Origin of the sequence: Bacillus mycoides (genome assembly GCF_018742245.1) — a bacterium.
GTDB lineage: Bacteria > Bacillota > Bacilli > Bacillales > Bacillaceae_G > Bacillus_A > Bacillus_A cereus_U.
This window is the reverse complement of sequence record NZ_CP036132.1, coordinates 305,001-321,042: the sequence shown is the minus strand read 5'-3', so window position 1 is coordinate 321,042 and position 16,042 is coordinate 305,001. Positions and strand designations below refer to the sequence as shown.

Genomic DNA, 16,042 nt, shown 5'->3' with positions numbered 1-16,042 from the left:
TAACCTTCTTATCACTTTAATATCCAAATTTTATTTATACCGTTTCTATTTCATTATTTTTTCGTTTTTAGGCTTATTAAATTTATGGATTTTAACATTCAGTAAATAAAAATATACACAAAAAAACCTAAGTCGAAACGACTTAGGTTTTTGCTTGGCGACGTCCTACTCTCACAGGGACAAGGTCCCAACTACCATCGGCGCTAGAGAGCTTAACTTCCGTGTTCGGTATGGGAACGGGTGTGACCTCTCTGCCATCATCACCAAACTGATGAAGGTATATTCCTTCAAAACTAGATAACATTTGCTTCATATTATATGGTTAAGTCCTCGATCTATTAGTATTCGTCAGCTCCACATGTCACCATGCTTCCACCTCGAACCTATCAACCTGATCATCTTTCAGGGATCTTACTAGCTTACGCTATGGGAAATCTCATCTTGAGGGGGGCTTCATGCTTAGATGCTTTCAGCACTTATCCCTTCCGCACATAGCTACCCAGCTATGCCCTTGGCAGAACAACTGGTACACCAGCGGTGCGTCCATCCCGGTCCTCTCGTACTAAGGACAGCTCCTCTCAAATTTCCTGCGCCCACGACGGATAGGGACCGAACTGTCTCACGACGTTCTGAACCCAGCTCGCGTACCGCTTTAATGGGCGAACAGCCCAACCCTTGGGACCGACTACAGCCCCAGGATGCGATGAGCCGACATCGAGGTGCCAAACCTCCCCGTCGATGTGGACTCTTGGGGGAGATAAGCCTGTTATCCCCGGGGTAGCTTTTATCCGTTGAGCGATGGCCCTTCCATGCGGAACCACCGGATCACTAAGCCCGACTTTCGTCCCTGCTCGACTTGTAGGTCTCGCAGTCAAGCTCCCTTATGCCTTTGCACTCTACGAATGATTTCCAACCATTCTGAGGGAACCTTTGGGCGCCTCCGTTACACTTTAGGAGGCGACCGCCCCAGTCAAACTGCCCACCTGACACTGTCTCCCGGGTCGATAAGACCCGTAGGTTAGAATTTCAATACAGTCAGGGCGGTATCCCACCAGCGCCTCCACCGAAGCTAGCGCTCCGGTTTCAATGGCTCCCGCCTATCCTGTACAAACTGTACCAAAATTCAATATCAGGCTACAGTAAAGCTCCACGGGGTCTTTCCGTCCTGTCGCGGGTAACCTGCATCTTCACAGGTACTATAATTTCACCGAGTCTCTGGTTGAGACAGTGCCCAAATCGTTACACCTTTCGTGCGGGTCGGAACTTACCCGACAAGGAATTTCGCTACCTTAGGACCGTTATAGTTACGGCCGCCGTTTACTGGGGCTTCAGTTCAGAGCTTCGCTTACGCTAACCCCTCTCCTTAACCTTCCAGCACCGGGCAGGTGTCAGCCCCTATACTTCGCCTTACGGCTTCGCAGAGACCTGTGTTTTTGCTAAACAGTCGCTTGGGCCTATTCACTGCGGCTTTCCGTTAAGAAAGCACCCCTTCTCCCGAAGTTACGGGGTCATTTTGCCGAGTTCCTTAACCAGAGTTCTCTCGCACACCTTAGGATTCTCTCCTCGCCTACCTGTGTCGGTTTGCGGTACAGGCACCTTTTATCTCGCTAGAAGCTTTTCTTGGCAGCGGGGAATCAAAGACTTCGCTCCATAAGGAGCTTCCCCATCACAGCTCAGCCTTCACGATAAGCGGATTTGCCTACTTATCAGCCTAACTGCTTGGACGTGCACAACCAATCGCACGCTTCTTCTATCCTTCTGCGTCCCTCCATTGCTCAAACGATAAAGAGGTGGTACAGGAATATCAACCTGTTGTCCATCGCCTACGCCTGTCGGCCTCGGCTTAGGTCCTGACTAACCCTGAGCGGACGAGCCTTCCTCAGGAAACCTTAGGCATTCGGTGGACGGGATTCTCACCCGTCTTTCGCTACTCATACCGGCATTCTCACTTCTAAGCGCTCCACCAGTCCTTCCGGTCTGACTTCACTGCACTTAGAACGCTCCCCTACCACTGATACCATTGGTATCAATTCGCAGCTTCGGTGGTGTATTTAGCCCCGGTACATTTTCGGCGCAGAGTCACTCGACTAGTGAGCTATTACGCACTCTTTAAATGGTGGCTGCTTCTGAGCCAACATCCTAGTTGTCTAAGCAACTCCACATCCTTTTCCACTTAATACACACTTTGGGACCTTAGCTGGCGATCTGGGCTGTTTCCCTCTTGACTACGGATCTTATCACTCGCAGTCTGACTCCTAAGGATAAGTCATTGGCATTCGGAGTTTGACTGAATTCGGTAATCCGATGAGGACCCCTAGTTCAATCAGTGCTCTACCTCCAAGACTCTTACACTTAAGGCTAGCCCTAAAGCTATTTCGGGGAGAACCAGCTATCTCCAGGTTCGATTGGAATTTCTCCGCTACCCACACCTCATCCCCGCACTTTTCAACGTGCGTGGGTTCGGGCCTCCATTCAGTGTTACCTGAACTTCACCCTGGACATGGGTAGATCACCTGGTTTCGGGTCTACGACCACGTACTAAACGCCCTATTCAGACTCGCTTTCGCTGCGGCTCCGCCTCTTCAGCTTAACCTCGCACGGGATCGTAACTCGCCGGTTCATTCTACAAAAGGCACGCCATCACCCATTAACGGGCTCTGACTATTTGTAGGCACACGGTTTCAGGATCTCTTTCACTCCCCTTCCGGGGTGCTTTTCACCTTTCCCTCACGGTACTGGTTCACTATCGATCACTAGGGAGTATTTAGCCTTGGGAGATGGTCCTCCCAGATTCCGACGGAATTTCACGTGTTCCGCCGTACTCAGGATACATTCAAGAGAGAACGAAGTTTCGACTACGGGGTTGTTACCCTCTGTGACGGACCTTTCCAGGTCGCTTCGTCTACCTCGTTCCTTTGTAACTCCGTATAGAATGTCCTACAACCCCAAGAGGCAAGCCTCTTGGTTTGGGCTAGATTCCGTTTCGCTCGCCGCTACTCAGGAAATCGCATTTGCTTTCTCTTCCTCCAGGTACTTAGATGTTTCAGTTCCCTGGGTCTGTCTTCCATACCCTATGTATTCAGGTAAGGATACCATACCATTACGTATAGTGGGTTTCCCCATTCGGAAATCTTCGGATCAAAGCTTACTTACAGCTCCCCGAAGCATATCGGCGTTAGTCCCGTCCTTCATCGACTCCTAGTGTCAAGGCATCCACCGTGCGCCCTTTCTAACTTAACCAAACTAAAATTAAAAAAATATGAGCTACACTGTTATCTAGTTTTCAAAGAACATACATTTAAACTTGAGAGATAGTTCTCTCAAAACTGAACGAAACAAAACAAGTCAACGTTTATTGATGAACTGCGTTCATCAATTCTCCATAGAAAGGAGGTGATCCAGCCGCACCTTCCGATACGGCTACCTTGTTACGACTTCACCCCAATCATCTGTCCCACCTTAGGCGGCTGGCTCCATAAAGGTTACCCCACCGACTTCGGGTGTTACAAACTCTCGTGGTGTGACGGGCGGTGTGTACAAGGCCCGGGAACGTATTCACCGCGGCATGCTGATCCGCGATTACTAGCGATTCCAGCTTCATGTAGGCGAGTTGCAGCCTACAATCCGAACTGAGAACGGTTTTATGAGATTAGCTCCACCTCGCGGTCTTGCAGCTCTTTGTACCGTCCATTGTAGCACGTGTGTAGCCCAGGTCATAAGGGGCATGATGATTTGACGTCATCCCCACCTTCCTCCGGTTTGTCACCGGCAGTCACCTTAGAGTGCCCAACTTAATGATGGCAACTAAGATCAAGGGTTGCGCTCGTTGCGGGACTTAACCCAACATCTCACGACACGAGCTGACGACAACCATGCACCACCTGTCACTCTGCTCCCGAAGGAGAAGCTCTATCTCTAGAGTTTTCAGAGGATGTCAAGACCTGGTAAGGTTCTTCGCGTTGCTTCGAATTAAACCACATGCTCCACCGCTTGTGCGGGCCCCCGTCAATTCCTTTGAGTTTCAGCCTTGCGGCCGTACTCCCCAGGCGGAGTGCTTAATGCGTTAACTTCAGCACTAAAGGGCGGAAACCCTCTAACACTTAGCACTCATCGTTTACGGCGTGGACTACCAGGGTATCTAATCCTGTTTGCTCCCCACGCTTTCGCGCCTCAGTGTCAGTTACAGACCAGAAAGTCGCCTTCGCCACTGGTGTTCCTCCATATCTCTACGCATTTCACCGCTACACATGGAATTCCACTTTCCTCTTCTGCACTCAAGTCTCCCAGTTTCCAATGACCCTCCACGGTTGAGCCGTGGGCTTTCACATCAGACTTAAGAAACCACCTGCGCGCGCTTTACGCCCAATAATTCCGGATAACGCTTGCCACCTACGTATTACCGCGGCTGCTGGCACGTAGTTAGCCGTGGCTTTCTGGTTAGGTACCGTCAAGGTGCCAGCTTATTCAACTAGCACTTGTTCTTCCCTAACAACAGAGTTTTACGACCCGAAAGCCTTCATCACTCACGCGGCGTTGCTCCGTCAGACTTTCGTCCATTGCGGAAGATTCCCTACTGCTGCCTCCCGTAGGAGTCTGGGCCGTGTCTCAGTCCCAGTGTGGCCGATCACCCTCTCAGGTCGGCTACGCATCGTTGCCTTGGTGAGCCGTTACCTCACCAACTAGCTAATGCGACGCGGGTCCATCCATAAGTGACAGCCGAAGCCGCCTTTCAATTTCGAACTATGCAGTTCAAAATATTATCCGGTATTAGCCCCGGTTTCCCGGAGTTATCCCAGTCTTATGGGCAGGTTACCCACGTGTTACTCACCCGTCCGCCGCTAACTTCATAAGAGCAAGCTCTTAATCCATTCGCTCGACTTGCATGTATTAGGCACGCCGCCAGCGTTCATCCTGAGCCAGGATCAAACTCTCCAATAAAGTTAGTTTGTCTAGCATCTAAAAATAAAAATTGACGTTCACGTTGTTTGTTTCGTTCAGTTTTCAAAGAACTTGTCTGCCGCTCATTTGCGACTCCCTTATGTTAACATTTTCATATTTCAATGTCAACCAAGTTTTTTTATTTCTTTTGTCGCTTTCTGCGTTGTTGCTATCGGCGACTTGTTCTATATTACACCTCTATACTCTAATCGTCAACACCTTTTTATAAAGATATTTAATTTAATACCTTCGTACTCTTTTAGCTCTAGATAAGGACCTATAAAGATTTCATTAAAATAGAAACCATCGTCTACTTTTCTTTACTAATCTATTCTTCTAAATACTATTCAATTTAGACACTTCTCTATTACAAAGGACTCGCTCCCCCATCTTACCGAACTTATACGATTGATTCTTTTCAGCTAAACTGGCAACTTTATTTTAATGATTAATAGTATATAAGTAGAAAGTTGCTTTATTTTTCATTACTGCTCCCGATTCCCCTTTGTTTATCAAATTGTACTATCAATAACCATTCTATTAGAATCAGGTGACGATACGAAAGATATATGTATTCTTATACCAGACGATGATAAAGAAATCCGAGATTTATTAAAAAGATATTTAGAACGAGAGTTATACATAGTAGATACTGTGTCTGCGCTTATTTAATCAAAACAACTATAACCTCCTTATATTAGATCTTATGATGCCGAAAGTAGATGGGATCGAAGTATGTAGAAAGCTTAGAGATACAACTAACATTCCTATATTAATGCTAACTGCTAAAGATCACGAAGTTGATAAAATTCTGGGCTTAAGCATAGGTGCTGATGATTATATTACGAAACCTTTCAGTATTCACGAAGTGGTTGCAAGAGTAAAAGCTCTTATGCGACGTTTTTTAGTTCTTGGAAGTAATACTAACGTACAAGAGAAAACAGCTTTCACATTTAAAGGACTAACTATCGATTTTAAAAAATACACAGTCCATACGAACGGAAAAGAAATCAACTTAACTGGAAAAAAACTTGAACTATTAAAATTCTTCGCTTCAAACCCAGAGCAAGTATTTACAAAAACACAACTCTTTCGAAATGTATGGGACGATAATTATATAGAAGATGATAATACCGTTATGGTGCATATTAGAAAGCTTAGAAGGAAAATAGAAATCGATTCTTCCAATCCAAAATTTATTCAGACTGTATGGGGAATCGGTTATAAGTTTGTAGGTGAAAAGGTTGAAAATTGATAAGGTCCTCTTTCTTATTTCATTACAACTTATCATTTGCGGACTTTTAAATATAGATATGGGATACCATGTAAAAGTATCTTTATTTATTGCTCTTATCATAATCACAATATACCTTTTCTTTTCAAGAGTTCACTTTATTCAAAGCAACGAATCGATGGTTACTAAATTAAGCCGTGCACTTAAAGGGAATTTACAAACGAGGCTATTCACAAATAACGACCGTTCATTAAATAATATCGTGTTTTCAATAAACGAATTAATAGCTGCATTAGAAAAGGGTCAGATCGAAGCAAGGAAATCCCAAGAAGCTAGAAAACAACTTTTATCTAATATCTCACATGATATCCGGACACCACTCACTTCTATTATTGGATATATTGATGCTTTAAAAGATGATGTCGCTACTTCTGAAGTAGAAAAGCAAGAATATCTTGAAATACTTTATAAGAAATCTAATGACTTAAAACATCTGGTCGATGAAATCTTTAATATGGCCAAGCTAGATGCTGATGAATTTCCATTAAAAGAAGAAGAACTCGATTTTTCTGAAGTTACTAGAGAAGTATTAATCGAATTTTTACCCGAGCTATCAAAACATAACATTGAACTACAAGTTCTCATACCAGAATCTACTTCTCCTATTATTGCAGATCACCTTAGCCTTATACGAATTATAGGTAATCTAATTAAAAATGCTATCCATTACGGAAAACCTGGGAAAATAGTAGGAGTCGAACTACTAGAAACCAATACAGAATATGAGCTTCTTATTTGGGACAAGGGACCTGGTATTCCAAAACATGATTTACAAAACGTATTTAAGCGGATGTACCGAAGCGAACAATCAAGAAATCCTTCTTATGGTGGTAGTGGCCTCGGACTTTCTATTTCTAAAGCGCTCGTTGAAAAAAATGGTGGGCATATATGGGTTGACAGTATTCCCTGGGACCGAACTACTTTTGGTTTTTCCGTCCCAAAACACACTACTTTTAAGAAATAGTTAAGAAATGATTAATATGCAGTTAAACCTTCCTTTTTATTATGTAATTAAGAACTTATAGAAAGTAGGTGCCCCCTATAAATACAATTATAAAAACGACAAACCTTACTAAAGTTTATGGGACCCAAAAGTCAGTAGATAATCTAAATATAAATGTACAGCAAGGAGAGATTTATGGATTCATAGGGCGTAACGGTGCTGGTAAAACAACTACAATCCGTATGCTGCTTAGTCTTATAAAACCTACAAGTGGAAATATAGAAATATTCGGTGAGGATTTACTTCGGAATCCAAAAGACATTTTAAGAAGAATTGGTTCTATCGTTGAAGTCCCAGGATTTTATGAAAACTTAACTGCAAGAGAGAACTTATTAATTAATGCAAAGATAATTGGAGTTCATAAAAGGAATGCAATTGAAGAAGCATTAGAAATTGTAGGCTTGCAGCACGAAACAAAAAAATTAGTAGGAAAATACTCTTTAGGAATGAAGCAACGCTTAGGAATTGCACGTGCTCTCCTCCATTATCCTGAACTACTCATACTAGATGAACCAACTAACGGACTAGATCCAATCGGTATTAAAGAAATGCGAAAACTCATTAAATCTTTAGCTCAAGACAGAAATATAACGATACTCATTTCTAGTCATATATTAGCTGAGGTGGAACAACTAGTCGATCGTATGGGAATTATTCATGAAGGAAGGTTATTAGAAGAAGTTTCTCTTGATACACTGCGTAAAGCCAATCGTAAGTACATAGAATTCCAAGTAAATAATGATAATAAAGCTGCGATGCTATTAGAAAATCATTTTCAAATTTTTGATTATGAGGTACATGATGAAGGAAATATTCGTGTTTATTCCCACTTTGGACAGCAAGGACACATTAATAGAACGCTAGTTCGCAACGATATTGAAGTATTAAAAATTGTGATGAGCGAAGATAGACTAGAAGATTATTTCACCAAACTAGTTGGGGGTGGCACAATTGGTTAATCTGCTTTATACAGAACTATTAAAATTGAAACGATCCAATATGTTTTTGATTAGTATTATCGGAGCAGGTGTCGCGCCTTTTCTAGTAATTGTAGCATCTTATATACATATAAAAACAAAACAGCCTACCCCCATTATTTTGTTTCATCAATTATTCACTGAAGTTAACTTGCATACTACTTTAGTTATAGGATTCCCCTTATATGGAGTTGTAATCGCTTATCTATTTACCCGCGAATACACGGAAGATACATTAAAAAATTTGCTAACTATCCCAGTATCACGTATTAGCTTTATTATAAGTAAGTTTATCCTTCTATTCCTTTGGATTATGATGCTAACTTTAGTTGCTTGGGCGCTAACTTTATTATTAGGGCTAATAGGTAGCTTCCCTGGATTTAGCACTGCCTTACTTTTATGCTCTCTTGTGAAATTTCTAATATGTGGTGGACTTCTCTTTCTTTTATCTTCACCTATTGTACTACTAACTCTTTTGAGACTCCCACGACTAAAGTCGCAAGCCCGAATCCTTACGGATTTACGGGTGGGATTCTTGAATGACTAAGCGTTCGCAATCCATTTCTGTTTTGAACAGCCTTCAAGATAAGGGTATCTCATTGCCCCTCCTAAACCAGACCATAAAGGTGCTTAGGCTGATTGACTGTTACCATCAATCACAGTTGCGTAGCGAATATTCATCGCTCCAACGATATCACGATGTGTCTTAAACCCACATGGACACTTGTATTTTCTATCTAGAGCCTTATTCTTTTCAGCACATTTCGGACAACTTTGACTTGTATAAGCTGGATTCACATATTCAATCTGAATACCAGCTATCGTTGCTTTATAGGCAATAAATTGTGCCAAACGATAGAATGACCAAGTGTGTAGATTTTTTTCGTTTTTACGGCTTGTTCTTGCCGTCTGTCTTATATTCGTTAATTGTTCTAATCGAATGACAGAAATACGATTTGCAATCGCAAAATTAATAATTGCACGACTTATTTTGTGATCTTTATCTTGCATCCATCTTTGCTCTTTATCATCCATTCGCCGAATGGCTTTCACTTTTTTGTCTTTTCCTAACTTCTTACGAACACTACGAAACTTACGCTTCTTATATTTATTGTGCCTACCACTCCCAAAGAAACGAACCTTATCATCATCTGTGATTGCTACCGCAGGGACTTTGAGACCTAAGTCTACTCCTAAAATTTTCATTCCTGTCCTTTTATTGATAGAAAGTGTGACAGATATTTGGGCTATCCACTTATTCGATTTCTTTATGATGCGAAGTGTACCTAATTTATGTTTTAACAGATTCAGATTACGATTGTTTTTATCGCTTAATAAAGCTCGGATTTTTACACGAGTCGATTTTCCATTTACCTTCAATGGGATTGAAATATAAGTAGGATCAAATGAATAATTTTGATTGTTCCATACACAAACAGGTCTCTTTAGAATCGGGATGATTGTATAATGGCTTTTCTTTACTTTTGTAGCAAACAAACTTTTCGCGTCTTTAATCGCTTGATTCTTCACTGCACTTGGGATATTTGCATCAATATCTTTTGTGCTTTTTTTCGTACTTTTCTTTGCTTCCACCATTTCCGATACAAGTGTATTTATAACTTTGATATATTCGTGACTGCTTTGTTCCAATAAACGGATTTGTCCTTTTGTTGGAATCAATTTCACTTTCACTGTTAGGGTCTGTGACATACGTTTCATCCCCTTGTTTTTTGATTTTCAACATCGTGTTCATTTGATACATTTCTAGCAATCAGAACAAAATCAGAACGTGTTTATAAACTTTACAACTGTATGAAACGAGGAGGTTTTCCTCTCAAACACTTTGAAACATTCTTCTATCATCATTTATTCTAGTTATATCATTTATTTTCGGAATATTCCAACAAAAATACCTGAAGAAACTACCTATACTTTGGATACTTAAAGTACCACGAACCTTGCTATTTTTAGTGGTACTCCGCATCCAACCTCACTTTCATCCCATGCCTAAAGGCAATGGGCTTTCTTGTTCGGGAAAAGCTGTAATGAAAACCTATGTACCGCCTATTATATTAACAATCATTATTACAATGACTAACCTTATGATCGTAAATTCAAAACATAAAGACCTATTCCCATGGACCGCTACTCTAGATATAGCAAATAACGAATTACAACCGACTTATCCACCAGAGTATTCTTATATCATCATTGCAGTAACAGCTATTTTCGGATTTATTACAACACTATTCTATTTTAAAAGAGTAGATATTCATTAATTTATAGGAGTGAAACTATGAGCGATCTTATCAATGCCTTCATACTTGGCATTGTAGAAGGGTTAGCTGAATTTTTACCCATCTCTTCTACTGGCCATCTTATATTAGTCGGACATTTATTAGGTTTTGAAGGAGAAAGGGCAAAAACGTTTGAAATTGTCATACAGTTAGGGGCAATTTTAGCTATCGCGATTTTATATCATAAACGCCTTGTTTCTTTATGTAATATTAAACCCCTTCTACGGAAAGAGAAAAAATTCAATGCATTACATGTTTTTCTCGGTGTATTCCCAGCAGTAGTTGTTGGCTTATTATTACATGATGTTATTAAAACATACTTATTCCAGCCGTATACTGTCGTAATCGGACTTGTAGCAGGAGCAATTCTTATGATTTTTACAGAAGTAAAAAAGGTAGAGGCAACCGCTTTTTTACTAGATGATTTAACATACCGTCAAGCATTAACAATTGGATTATTTCAATGCTTAGCAGTATATCCTGGCTTCTCTAGAGCTGGCTCTACTATTTCTGGAGGGCTATTAGCGAAAGTAAATTATAAGGCTGCATCTGAGTTCTCTTTTCTCATCGCCCTTCCTGTAATGGTTGGAGCTACAGGCTTAGACTTATTAAAAAGTTGGAAGTATTTAAGTGTGGATGATATTCCTATGTTTGCTATAGGATTCATTACCTCTTTTATAGTAGCAATGCTAGCGGTAGTAACTTTCCTGAAGCTTTTAGAAAAGATAGGTTTAAAACCTTTTGCATATTATCGTATTTTGTTAGCCATCTTATTTACACTTTTCGTATTGCTATAGCTTCATATAAGCCACATATTATTAAACCGATATTCAAGGAATATCGGTTTTTATCTATTTCACCTCTAGTATTACTCACTTCAATATGGCATAGTGGTAATACACCACCATTAATAATCCAAATATTCTTTGAACTAATTATTAAAATATATAAGATCAAAAGCTATACTTGAAATCCGAACCTAGTAATAGCATTTCTTCTTTAAACACATATACTGAATTAAAAATAAACACCTCAATTGATTGAATATGCCCATTACACCACTATAGAACGAATGTTCTGTACCGCTACTTCCTTGTATTTAAGTAATCGTACTATAGTTTTTTCACTTGCACTTATCTTCTCTACGAAAGACTCCCCATTATAAGATTTAAGGAAGTTTCATCCTATGTCTATATACAAACAACTGCAAGCTTTACCATTAGAAAAGCAGATCGAATTGTTGACGAAGCATTTAGTTTCATTTAATAGTATTAACGGTACCAATGGCAAGGTCAGTATTATAGATGAACTATATAGTATTTTAAAAAGCACTCTGAACACGTATGGATTCAATATGTACCTCATGATACAATAGGTAGAAAAAATATATTTGCATTTTTAAAAGAAAAACGCCTCCCCCCTCTACTATCATTTATCATTCACACCTAGATACAGTCAGCATTGAAGATTTCGGATCGTTAAAAGAACATGCTTTCTCTCCCGAAACACTAAAACAATATTTTCAAACCTACAAAAGTGATACAAATGTTCAAGCCGACGCAAAATCTGGAGAGTGGTTGTTTGGCCGTGGTTCTCTTGATATGAAAAGCGGTGCTACCATTCATCTAGCCAATATACTATACTTCTCAGAACATATAGGAAATCTACTACTCTTATTCATTGGAGATGAAGAAGGAGAACATCGTGGGATTATCTCTGCCTTAACCGAATTCGAAAGACTAAAGCAAGAAAAACAATTACAGTATCGTTTGGCCATTAACAATGATTTTATAACACTTTTATATGATGGAGATACTCAGCGCTACATTTATACAGGTACTGCTAGCAAGCTTCTTCCTTGTTTCTATATTTACGTAAGAGAAGTACACGTAGGCGATACATTGTCTGGCATTAACCCTAATTTTATTGCAGCACAAATCACAAATAGACTACATAACAACTATATCCATTACCATATGAAATAATCCGCAAATTAAACATCCCGTCTATTACTATGGGCGTCTACGAGAATGATGGCCATAAATGGACAGAACGTATTTACAAACCCTATTCATTCAGCCTATTACCTTTATTAATCCGTAATACAAATTTCAAATGACTACAAAGCTATTACAAATAAGCAAATTGTCCAGGGTTTATAAAGAAAATCAACTTTAGCTAAAGTGAGGTAAAAATACAAATGAATCCATTAGCACAAACATATTGGGATACTTATTGGGGGAACAATGAAAAACCGAAATCTGTTACAGCTTGGCAATTTGGTGATTCTCCTGATTATCTCGCTAAACTAGTCATTGATGGTGTGAAAACCGCAACATGCTCCTGCCATATTTTTTATGAATTAGAAAACGAACCGCTACCAACAACCAATGATTATAGTATTGTACTCAATAGTCAAGATGAACCTGTAGCTATAATTAAAACAATAGAAGTAACTGTAACACCAATGAATGAAGTAACTGAAGCATTTGCTATAGCTGAGGGTGAAGGCGATCTTACTTATAATTACTGGAGAGACACCCATATACAGTTCTTTACAAAGGAACTACATGAGCTTGGCCTTGGTTTTTCTGAAGATATACTACTCGTTTGTGAACGTTTTGAGCTTATCGATATAAAAAATAAAGTGAAACTATAATAAATAGAAGTAATACCTTTACTTTTACGCAAATAAGCTTGTCATCTATGACTAAAGAAACCCATAGATAACAAGCTTATTTTATTAAACACAAAAAAGACGAGTCATTCTGACTCGTCTTAAAGTTGCTTGGCGACGTCCTACTCTCACAGGGACAAGGTCCCAACTACCATCGGCGCTAGAGAGCTTAACTTCCGTGTTCGGTATGGGAACGGGTGTGACCTCTCTGCCATCATCACCAAACTGATGAAGGTATATTCCTTCAAAACTAGATAACATTTGCTTCATATTATATGGTTAAGTCCTCGATCTATTAGTATTCGTCAGCTCCACATGTCACCATGCTTCCACCTCGAACCTATCAACCTGATCATCTTTCAGGGATCTTACTAGCTTACGCTATGGGAAATCTCATCTTGAGGGGGGCTTCATGCTTAGATGCTTTCAGCACTTATCCCTTCCGCACATAGCTACCCAGCTATGCCCTTGGCAGAACAACTGGTACACCAGCGGTGCGTCCATCCCGGTCCTCTCGTACTAAGGACAGCTCCTCTCAAATTTCCTGCGCCCACGACGGATAGGGACCGAACTGTCTCACGACGTTCTGAACCCAGCTCGCGTACCGCTTTAATGGGCGAACAGCCCAACCCTTGGGACCGACTACAGCCCCAGGATGCGATGAGCCGACATCGAGGTGCCAAACCTCCCCGTCGATGTGGACTCTTGGGGGAGATAAGCCTGTTATCCCCGGGGTAGCTTTTATCCGTTGAGCGATGGCCCTTCCATGCGGAACCACCGGATCACTAAGCCCGACTTTCGTCCCTGCTCGACTTGTAGGTCTCGCAGTCAAGCTCCCTTATGCCTTTGCACTCTACGAATGATTTCCAACCATTCTGAGGGAACCTTTGGGCGCCTCCGTTACACTTTAGGAGGCGACCGCCCCAGTCAAACTGCCCACCTGACACTGTCTCCCGGGTCGATAAGACCCGTAGGTTAGAATTTCAATACAGTCAGGGCGGTATCCCACCAGCGCCTCCACCGAAGCTAGCGCTCCGGTTTCAATGGCTCCCGCCTATCCTGTACAAACTGTACCAAAATTCAATATCAGGCTACAGTAAAGCTCCACGGGGTCTTTCCGTCCTGTCGCGGGTAACCTGCATCTTCACAGGTACTATAATTTCACCGAGTCTCTGGTTGAGACAGTGCCCAAATCGTTACACCTTTCGTGCGGGTCGGAACTTACCCGACAAGGAATTTCGCTACCTTAGGACCGTTATAGTTACGGCCGCCGTTTACTGGGGCTTCAGTTCAGAGCTTCGCTTACGCTAACCCCTCTCCTTAACCTTCCAGCACCGGGCAGGTGTCAGCCCCTATACTTCGCCTTACGGCTTCGCAGAGACCTGTGTTTTTGCTAAACAGTCGCTTGGGCCTATTCACTGCGGCTTTCCGTTAAGAAAGCACCCCTTCTCCCGAAGTTACGGGGTCATTTTGCCGAGTTCCTTAACCAGAGTTCTCTCGCACACCTTAGGATTCTCTCCTCGCCTACCTGTGTCGGTTTGCGGTACAGGCACCTTTTATCTCGCTAGAAGCTTTTCTTGGCAGCGGGGAATCAAAGACTTCGCTCCATAAGGAGCTTCCCCATCACAGCTCAGCCTTCACGATAAGCGGATTTGCCTACTTATCAGCCTAACTGCTTGGACGTGCACAACCAATCGCACGCTTCTTCTATCCTTCTGCGTCCCTCCATTGCTCAAACGATAAAGAGGTGGTACAGGAATATCAACCTGTTGTCCATCGCCTACGCCTGTCGGCCTCGGCTTAGGTCCTGACTAACCCTGAGCGGACGAGCCTTCCTCAGGAAACCTTAGGCATTCGGTGGACGGGATTCTCACCCGTCTTTCGCTACTCATACCGGCATTCTCACTTCTAAGCGCTCCACCAGTCCTTCCGGTCTGACTTCACTGCACTTAGAACGCTCCCCTACCACTGATACCATTGGTATCAATTCGCAGCTTCGGTGGTGTATTTAGCCCCGGTACATTTTCGGCGCAGAGTCACTCGACTAGTGAGCTATTACGCACTCTTTAAATGGTGGCTGCTTCTGAGCCAACATCCTAGTTGTCTAAGCAACTCCACATCCTTTTCCACTTAATACACACTTTGGGACCTTAGCTGGCGATCTGGGCTGTTTCCCTCTTGACTACGGATCTTATCACTCGCAGTCTGACTCCTAAGGATAAGTCATTGGCATTCGGAGTTTGACTGAATTCGGTAATCCGATGAGGACCCCTAGTTCAATCAGTGCTCTACCTCCAAGACTCTTACACTTAAGGCTAGCCCTAAAGCTATTTCGGGGAGAACCAGCTATCTCCAGGTTCGATTGGAATTTCTCCGCTACCCACACCTCATCCCCGCACTTTTCAACGTGCGTGGGTTCGGGCCTCCATTCAGTGTTACCTGAACTTCACCCTGGACATGGGTAGATCACCTGGTTTCGGGTCTACGACCACGTACTAAACGCCCTATTCAGACTCGCTTTCGCTGCGGCTCCGCCTCTTCAGCTTAACCTCGCACGGGATCGTAACTCGCCGGTTCATTCTACAAAAGGCACGCCATCACCCATTAACGGGCTCTGACTATTTGTAGGCACACGGTTTCAGGATCTCTTTCACTCCCCTTCCGGGGTGCTTTTCACCTTTCCCTCACGGTACTGGTTCACTATCGATCACTAGGGAGTATTTAGCCTTGGGAGATGGTCCTCCCAGATTCCGACGGAATTTCACGTGTTCCGCCGTACTCAGGATACATTCAAGAGAGAACGAAGTTTCGACTACGGGGTTGTTACCCTCTGTGACGGACCTTTCCAGGTCGCTT

5 protein-coding genes, 5 rRNA genes and 4 pseudogenes (1 of these 14 running past the window's edge) are annotated in these 16,042 nt (G+C 42.1%); 8 read left to right on the top strand and 6 right to left on the bottom strand.

All coding sequences use genetic code 11. The features are described 5' to 3' along the window. Window positions 1–152: 152 nt before the first annotated feature. The 3 genes from rrf (EXW56_RS01715) to EXW56_RS01705 form a co-directional block, all read right to left on the bottom strand. A 5S ribosomal RNA gene (gene rrf / locus EXW56_RS01715) occupies window positions 153–268 on the bottom strand. Between the two features lie 50 nt (window positions 269–318). Then, window positions 319–3,240, bottom strand: a 23S ribosomal RNA gene (locus tag EXW56_RS01710). Window positions 3,241–3,386: 146 nt separating this feature from the next. Then, window positions 3,387–4,938: ribosomal RNA gene (locus EXW56_RS01705) — 16S ribosomal RNA — on the bottom strand. The 16S, 23S and 5S rRNA genes sit together here, the layout of an rRNA operon. Before the next feature lie 534 nt (window positions 4,939–5,472). Between EXW56_RS01705 and EXW56_RS01700 the strand changes: the two are divergent. From EXW56_RS01700 to EXW56_RS01685, 4 genes and pseudogenes are all read left to right on the top strand, one after another. After that, window positions 5,473–6,193 (top strand): annotated as a pseudogene (locus EXW56_RS01700) (response regulator transcription factor). Then, window positions 6,183–7,196, top strand: coding sequence for a sensor histidine kinase (locus EXW56_RS01695; protein ID WP_002201977.1), 1,014 nt, complete (start codon window positions 6,183–6,185; stop codon window positions 7,194–7,196). Before EXW56_RS01700 ends, EXW56_RS01695 begins: the two are co-directional and overlap by 11 nt. Before the next feature lie 68 nt (window positions 7,197–7,264). Then, a complete protein-coding gene (locus tag EXW56_RS01690) occupies window positions 7,265–8,194 on the top strand; it encodes an ABC transporter ATP-binding protein (protein ID WP_215597141.1) in 930 nt (309 codons plus the stop codon). After that, window positions 8,187–8,690: pseudogene (locus EXW56_RS01685) on the top strand (ABC transporter permease); the annotation flags it as partial. The gene EXW56_RS01690 and the pseudogene EXW56_RS01685, both read left to right, overlap by 8 nt. Before the next feature lie 152 nt (window positions 8,691–8,842). Here EXW56_RS01685 and EXW56_RS01680 read toward each other — a convergent pair. Further along, the gene (locus EXW56_RS01680) at window positions 8,843–9,922 is read right to left on the bottom strand and encodes an RNA-guided endonuclease TnpB family protein (protein ID WP_002201980.1); all 1,080 of its coding nucleotides are present in this window, start codon (window positions 9,920–9,922) and stop codon (window positions 8,843–8,845) included. Between the two features lie 332 nt (window positions 9,923–10,254). On the opposite strand from EXW56_RS01680, the pseudogene EXW56_RS01675 reads away from it, so the two are divergent. The 4 genes and pseudogenes from EXW56_RS01675 to EXW56_RS01660 all read left to right on the top strand — a co-directional run. Next, window positions 10,255–10,491 (top strand): annotated as a pseudogene (locus tag EXW56_RS01675) (ABC transporter permease); the annotation flags it as partial. Window positions 10,492–10,508: 17 nt separating this feature from the next. Beyond that, window positions 10,509–11,306 carry an undecaprenyl-diphosphate phosphatase UppP gene (gene uppP / locus EXW56_RS01670; protein WP_215597140.1) on the top strand — a complete coding sequence of 266 codons (798 nt, stop codon included), beginning with the start codon at window positions 10,509–10,511 and terminating at the stop codon, window positions 11,304–11,306. 565 nt (window positions 11,307–11,871) lie between these two features. After that, window positions 11,872–12,470 (top strand): annotated as a pseudogene (locus tag EXW56_RS28035) (M20/M25/M40 family metallo-hydrolase); the annotation flags it as partial. A gap of 239 nt (window positions 12,471–12,709) precedes the next feature. Continuing rightward, window positions 12,710–13,168 (top strand): ASCH domain-containing protein, encoded by a 459-nt coding sequence (locus tag EXW56_RS01660; protein ID WP_002201983.1) that lies wholly within the window; start codon window positions 12,710–12,712, stop codon window positions 13,166–13,168. A 127-nt stretch (window positions 13,169–13,295) separates the two neighbouring features. Here EXW56_RS01660 and rrf (EXW56_RS01655) read toward each other — a convergent pair. Together rrf (EXW56_RS01655) and EXW56_RS01650 are read right to left on the bottom strand one after the other, a co-directional pair. Further along, window positions 13,296–13,411 (bottom strand): 5S ribosomal RNA (rrf, locus tag EXW56_RS01655). Window positions 13,412–13,461: 50 nt separating this feature from the next. Further along, a 23S ribosomal RNA gene (locus EXW56_RS01650) occupies window positions 13,462–16,042 on the bottom strand (it continues 341 nt past the right edge of the window).

What these genes read in the sequence shown, in the direction of transcription:
- EXW56_RS01680 (WP_002201980.1), bottom strand. Translation starts at nt 9,922, where the DNA reads ATGTCACAGACCCTAACAGTGAAAGTGAAATTGATTCCAACAAAAGGA.
- uppP (WP_215597140.1), top strand. Translation starts at nt 10,509, where the DNA reads ATGAGCGATCTTATCAATGCCTTCATACTTGGCATTGTAGAAGGGTTA.
- EXW56_RS01660 (WP_002201983.1), top strand. Translation starts at nt 12,710, where the DNA reads ATGAATCCATTAGCACAAACATATTGGGATACTTATTGGGGGAACAAT.